This window comes from Dokdonella sp. (assembly GCF_036518555.1).
Taxonomy (GTDB): Bacteria; Pseudomonadota; Gammaproteobacteria; order Xanthomonadales; family Rhodanobacteraceae; genus Dokdonella_A.
In genome coordinates this window covers 1-6,048 of record NZ_DATDMY010000301.1, presented here as the reverse complement: position 1 = coordinate 6,048, position 6,048 = coordinate 1, and the positions used below count along the sequence as shown (strand labels likewise).

The window sequence follows — 6,048 nt, the reverse complement described above, 5'->3', positions numbered from 1 at the left end:
CACCTACACCGACTTCCGCGCGGCCTACCTGCTCGCCGGCTGGGATCGCGGCGCGTGGCGGCCTGCGCTGCGCATCGACGCGTTCTCGACCGACCAGCTGCCGCGTTCGATCGACGGCCGCGTGCGCGAGCACGGCAGTGCCCTCACCTTCGCTCTGAACTGGCGCCCGCGCGAGTGGCTGCGCGTGACCGGCGAGGCGCTGCACGTACGCAGCTGGCGCAACCAGCGCGAACTCGAAGGCTTGCCGGCGCAGCGCGACGACACGCAACTGCAGTTCGGCCTGCGCCTCGTGTTCTAGCGCCCGCCGGCGGACTCGTGCGCGTCCGGCGCGACGAGCAGGCGCAGGCCGACGCCGGGCTCGGTCGCGATCCAACGCGGCGCGGTCGGATCGTCACCGAGCTTCTGGCGCAGCTTGCCGACGAGGATGCGCAGGTAGTGCGTGTCCTGCTCGTGCGTCGGCCCCCACACCTCGCGCAGGACCTGCGGCTGCGTGACGACGCGCCCCGCATGGCCGACGAGGAGCGCGAGCAATGCATACTCCTTGCGCGTGAGCACGAGCGGCTCGCCACGCAGCCTGACTTCGCGGCGCGCGAGATCGACCTGCAAGGTGCCGTCGTCGAACAGCGGCGATGCGTCCGCGGGCACCGCGCGCGCGCGCAGCAGCGCGCGCACGCGCGCCATGAGTTCCTGTACGCCGAACGGCTTGGTCACGTAGTCGTTCGCGCCCGCGTCGAGCGCGCGCACCTTCTCCGCCTCGCCCGCGCGCACGGTGAGCAGGATCACCGGCACGCCCGACCATTGGCGCAGGTCCGCGAGCACGTCGTGGCCGTCGCGATCGGGCAGGCCGAGATCGAGGATCACGAGGTCGGCGCCATGCGTCGCGAGCGCGGCGAGGCCCGCGCCGCCGTCGGCCGCGGTCTCGACGCGATAGCCCTGCGCGCGCAGGCTGATGTCGAGGAAGCGGCGGATCTGCGGCTCGTCGTCGATGACGAGGATGCGCGCGGCGGCGGCGTTGGCGGACTCGCTCATGCGGCCATCCTAGCGTTCGCGCGAAGGCGGCGCGAATCCGCGGTGCTCACGCGGGTTCGGCGCGCGGCAACGAGATGCGGATCGTCGTGCCGCGCCCGTCGGCGCCGGCCAACGCCTCGACGCTGCCGCCGTGCGCGCCGATCATGCCGCGGCAGATCGCGAGGCCGAGGCCGGTGCCCTGGCGCCCGCGATCGCCGCGCTCGACGCTGTAGAACATGTCGAAGATGCGCCGGCGCTCGTCCTCGGGAATGCCCGGTCCGCGGTCGCGCACGTCGATGCGCAACGCGCCGTCGTCGAGCACGCGCGCCTCGATCGCGATCGCTTCCCCCGCGGGCGAGAACTTCGCCGCGTTTTCGATCACGTTGAACAGCGCCTGCTCGATCAGCGCCGGATGCACCCAGATCGGCCCGATGCCGTCGCCGACCGCGATGTCGAAGCGCGCGTCGGGCTGGTAGCGCTGCAGGCGCGCGACCGCGGAGCCGATGAGTTCGCCGACGCCGATCCAGTCGCGATTGAGCGCGAGGCCGCCGTGTCCGAGGCGGGTCATGTCGAGCAGGTTCTGGATGTAGCGGTCGAGCCGCTCGCCTTCGAGGCGGATCGTCTCGAGCAGGCCGTGGCGGTCCTCTTCGTCCATCGCGGCAGCGTAATTGTCGAGACTGCTCGCCGCGCCGATGATCGACGCGAGTGGCGAACGCAGGTCGTGCGACACCGACGACAGTAGCGCCGAACGCAGGCGCTCGGTCTCTCCCGTCACGCGCGCGTCCTGCAGGTCGCCGACCAGGCGGACGCGCACGATTGCCTGCGCGATGTCCTCGGCCATCGCCTCGGCGAGCCGGCGCTGCTCGGCGCCGAGCCGCGCCTGCTGCGCCTCGAAGCGCAAGCCGAGCACGCCGACGTCGGCGCCGCCGGTCGCGAGCGGCAGGAACCACCAGTCCGCGCCGGCCATCGTGTCGGTGTAGCGTCCTGCCGGCTGCACGTTGCGCCGCGCCCAGTCCGCCGCGGCGCGATCGCGGTCGCCGACGGCGGCGTCGCGCAGCGGTGCGCCGCCAAGTTCGATCAACGCATCGGCGCCGAGCGCGCGCCTGAGCGCGCGCGTGCCTGCGCCGACCACCTCGCCGAGGTCGGCCGCGCCCGCGAGCGCCTGCGACAAGCCCTGCAGCGCGGTCGCATGCACATTCGCAGCCTGCAGACCGAGCACCTGCGCGCGCAGGCGCGAGGCGAGCCGCCCGGCCACGAGCGCGGCGAGCAGGAACAGGAACACGGTCGCGACGCCCTGTCGCGCGCTGATGTAGAAGGTGTAGCGCGGCTCGATGAAGAAGAAGTCGTAGCTGACGAAGCACAGCGTCGCCGCGATCACCGCGGCGGTCATGCCGGTGCGCGCGGCGACGAGCACGACCGCGACGATGAACACCATCGACAGGTCATGCAGGCCGGCCCAGCGCTCGGCCAGGCCGGCGATGACCGCCGCCGCGGCCGCCGCGAACAACGCCAGCGCGGCGTCGCTGCGATTCAACCAGCCGCGCAGGTCGCGCAGCGAGCGGCGCGACTTCGCACGCGCTTCGGGCGTGCTGACGATCGTCAGCTCGTAATGCGCACCGCGCTGGATCAGCTGCTGCGTGAGCGTGCGGTTGAGCATGCGCGCGAACGGGCGCTCGCGCGTGCGCCCGAGCACGATCGCCGAGGCGCCGCTGCGCGCCGCGTGGTCGAGCAGCGTGTCGACGATGCTCGAGCCGTGCAGCAGCTCGGTCTCGCCACCGAGTCGGCGCGCGAGCGCGAACGCGCGATCGAGTTCCATCTGCCGCGCGGCGTCGACCGCGCCGCTGCCCTGCACGCTGACCACGCTCCACGGCGCGTCGCGGCGTTCGGCGAGCCGGCGCCCGACGCGCACGAGGTATTCCGACTGGCCGCGGCCGTCGATCGCGACGAGCACGCGCCGGCGCAGCGACGCGCCCGGCAGGCCGCGCGCGACCTGCGCCTCGCGCAGGTCGCTGTCGACGCGGTCGGCCGCGGTCTGCATCGCGAGCTCGCGCAGGGCGGCTAGGTTCGACGGCGAGAAGAACGCCTGCAGTGCCTGTGCCGCCTGCTCCGGCACGTACACCTTGCCCTGCTGCAGGCGTTCGATGAGTTCACGCGGCGGCAGGTCGACCAGCACGATGTCGCGCAGGCGATCGAACACGATGTCGGGCACCGTTTCGGCGACGCGCACGCCGGTGATCCGGTGCACGACGTCATTGAGGCTCTCGAGGTGCTGGATGTTGACCGTCGTGTGCACGTCGATGCCGGCGTCGAGCAGCTCGAGCACGTCCTGCCAGCGGCGCTCGTGACGGCTGCCCGGCACGTTGCGATGGGCGAGTTCGTCGACGAGCGCGAGCGCGGGCCGGCGCGAGAGCATCGCATCGAGGTCGAACTCCTCGAGCACGCGCCCCGAGTGTTCGATGCGCCGGCGCGGGATCTGTTCGAGCCCGTCGAGCAGCGCCGCGGTCTCGGCGCGCCCGTGCGTTTCGACGACGCCGACGACGACGTCGACGCCGCGGCGCTTGAGTTCGCGTGCGCGGCCGAGCATCGCGTAGGTCTTGCCGACCCCGGGCGCGGCGCCGAGGAAGATCGTGAGCCGCCCGGCACCCTCGCGGCGCAATTCGCCGATGAGTGCGTCGGCCCGGGCCGTACGCGGATCGTTCATCGCCGCATTGTGCAACGATCAGCGCGTCCGCGCGTCGAGCGCGAGATTGAGCTCGAGCACGTTGACCCGCGCCTGGCCGAAGACGCCGAACTGCGGTCGCTCGACGTACCGCTCGACCAGCGCCGCGACGTCGTCCTCGGCGAGACCGCGCGCCCTGGCGACGCGTGCGACCTGCAGTCGCGCCGCAGCCGGCGAAATGTGCGGGTCAAGCCCGCCGCCGGACTCGGTCACGAGGTCGCCCGGGACCGCCTCACGCGCGACGCCTTCGCGTGCGGCGACAGCAGAGACCGCGTCGTCGAGGCGCTTGCGCAGCTCCGGATTGCTGCGCGCCGCGTTGCTGCCGCTCGCGCGCATCGGGTCGTAGCCGGCCGCCGACGGCCGTGGCGCGAAGTAGCGCGCGTCGGCGAACGGCTGCGCGACGAGCGCGGAACCGACGACCTTTCCGCGTTGTTCGAGCAGGCTTCCGGTCGCCGCGTACGGGAAGAACATGCGGCCGAGCGCGGTGCCCGCGAGCGAGTAGAGGAAGCCGTACGCGACCAGCACGATAGCGGCGAGCACGATCGCGGCGCGCCACGAGGCGTGGTCGTCGGGGCGGTGGTTGGAGGCATTCATGTCAGACTCCGATGGCGGCGAGCAGTAGGTCGATCGCCTTGATGCCGACGAACGGCAGCAGCACGCCGCCGACGCCGTAGACGAGCACGTTCCGGCGCAGCAGCGCGACCGCGCTGGCCGGCTTGAAGCGCACGCCCTGGAGCGCGAGCGGGATCAGCGCGGGAATGATCAGCGCGTTGAACACGAGCGCGGACAGCACCGCGCTGTTCGGACTCGCGAGGCGCATCACGTTGAGCGAGGCCATCGAAGGCAGCGCTCCGGCGAACATCGCGGGCAGGATCGCGAAGTACTTCGAGACGTCGTTCGCGAGCGAGAACGTGGTCAGCGCGCCGCGCGTGATCAGCTGCTGCTTGCCGACCTCGACCACCGCGAGCAGCTTGGCCGGGTCGTTGTCGAGGTCGACCATGTTGCCGGCCTCCTTCGCCGCCTGCGTGCCCGAATTCATCGCCACGCCGACGTCGGCCTGGGCCAGCGCCGGCGCGTCGTTCGTGCCGTCGCCGACCATCGCGATGAGGTGGCCGGCAGCCTGTTCGGCGCGGATGCGCGCGAGCTTGTCCTCGGGTTTCGCTTCGGCGATGAAGTCGTCGACGCCCGCCTCCGCGGCGATCGCGGCCGCGGTGAGCGGGTTGTCGCCGGTGATCATCACGGTGCGGATGCCCATCTCGCGCAGGCGCGCGAAGCGTTCCTTCACGCCGTGCTTGACCACGTCGGAGAGCTCGATCACGCCGAGCACGTGCTTGCCGTCGGCGACCACGAGCGGCGTCGCGCCGCCGCGCGCGACCTGCGCGACGCGCGCTTCGAGTTCCGGCGATACGACGCCGCCGAGCGCGATCACGTGCCGTGTGATCGCGTCGCTCGCGCCCTTGCGGATCGAACGCGCACCGACGTCGATGCCGGACATGCGCGTCTGCGCGCTGAACGAGATGAAGGTTGCCTGCTCGGGATCCTCGACGCGACTGCGCTGTTCGCGCGCGAGCCGGACGATCGACTTTCCTTCCGGCGTCGGATCGGCGAGCGACGACAGCAGCGCGGCGTCGCGCAGCTGTTCGCGGTCGATGCCGCCGAGCGCATGGAACGCGGTCGCCTGGCGGTCGCCGTGGGTGATCGTGCCGGTCTTGTCGAGCAGCAGCACGTCGACGTCGCCGGCGACTTCGACCGCCTTGCCGGACTTGGCGAGCACGTTCGCCTTCAGCGCACGGTTCATGCCGGCGATGCCGATCGCCGGCAACAGGCCGCCGATCGTCGTCGGGATGAGGCAGACGAGCAACGCGATGAGCAGCAGCGGATCGAGCTTCACGCCGACGAAGCCAGCGAGGAACGGCAGGGTCACGCAGACGACGAGGAAGGTCAGCGTCATCGCGGCGAGCAGCATCGTCAGCGCGATCTCGTTCGGCGTCTTCTGGCGGTTCGCGCCTTCGACGAGCGCGATCATGCGATCGAGGAAGCTGCCGCCGGGCTCGGCGCTCACGCGCACGACGATCTCGTCCGACAGCACTTTCGTACCGCCGATCACGCCGCTGCGATCGGTGCCCGCTTCGCGCAGCACCGGCGCGGATTCACCGGTGACGGCGGCTTCGTTGATCGTCGCGACGCCGCGTTCGATCTCGCCGTCGGCCGGCACGAACTCGCCCGCCGACACGAGCACGCGGTCGCCCGCGCGCAGTTCGCTCGCCGGCACGCGCGTCTCGTTGCCGCCGTCGTCGTGGCGGCGGCCGACGAGGTCGCGC

5 protein-coding genes are annotated in these 6,048 nt (G+C 71.9%); 1 reads left to right on the top strand and 4 read right to left on the bottom strand.

Annotation, left to right across the window (positions count from 1 at the left end):
• Positions 1-298 (top strand): hypothetical protein (locus VI238_RS16225; RefSeq protein WP_331653216.1); only part of this gene is annotated, 298 nt, incomplete at its 5' end.
• Here the strand turns inward: VI238_RS16225 and VI238_RS16220 are convergent.
• From VI238_RS16220 to kdpB, 4 genes are all read right to left on the bottom strand, one after another.
• Positions 295-1,029 carry a response regulator gene (locus VI238_RS16220; protein WP_331653214.1) on the bottom strand — a complete coding sequence of 245 codons (735 nt, stop codon included), beginning with the start codon at positions 1,027-1,029 and terminating at the stop codon, positions 295-297. The two genes, VI238_RS16225 and VI238_RS16220, sit on opposite strands and share 4 nt — an antisense overlap.
• Positions 1,030-1,075: 46 nt before the next feature.
• On the bottom strand, positions 1,076-3,709 hold the full coding sequence (locus VI238_RS16215; RefSeq protein WP_331653212.1) for a sensor histidine kinase KdpD: 2,634 nt from the start codon (positions 3,707-3,709) through the stop codon (positions 1,076-1,078).
• A gap of 18 nt (positions 3,710-3,727) precedes the next feature.
• The gene (gene kdpC / locus VI238_RS16210; RefSeq protein ID WP_331653210.1) at positions 3,728-4,321 is read right to left on the bottom strand and encodes a potassium-transporting ATPase subunit KdpC; all 594 of its coding nucleotides are present in this window, start codon (positions 4,319-4,321) and stop codon (positions 3,728-3,730) included.
• Position 4,322: 1 nt separating this feature from the next.
• Positions 4,323-6,048: potassium-transporting ATPase subunit KdpB (kdpB, locus tag VI238_RS16205; protein WP_331653208.1), on the bottom strand; the 1,726-nt coding region annotated here is incomplete at its 5' end.

Excerpts from the sequence above, each read along its gene's own strand:
- VI238_RS16220 (WP_331653214.1), bottom strand. The coding sequence starts at position 1,029 with ATGAGCGAGTCCGCCAACGCCGCCGCCGCGCGCATCCTCGTCATCGAC.
- VI238_RS16215 (WP_331653212.1), bottom strand. The coding sequence starts at position 3,709 with ATGAACGATCCGCGTACGGCCCGGGCCGACGCACTCATCGGCGAATTG.
- kdpC (WP_331653210.1), bottom strand. The coding sequence starts at position 4,321 with ATGAATGCCTCCAACCACCGCCCCGACGACCACGCCTCGTGGCGCGCC.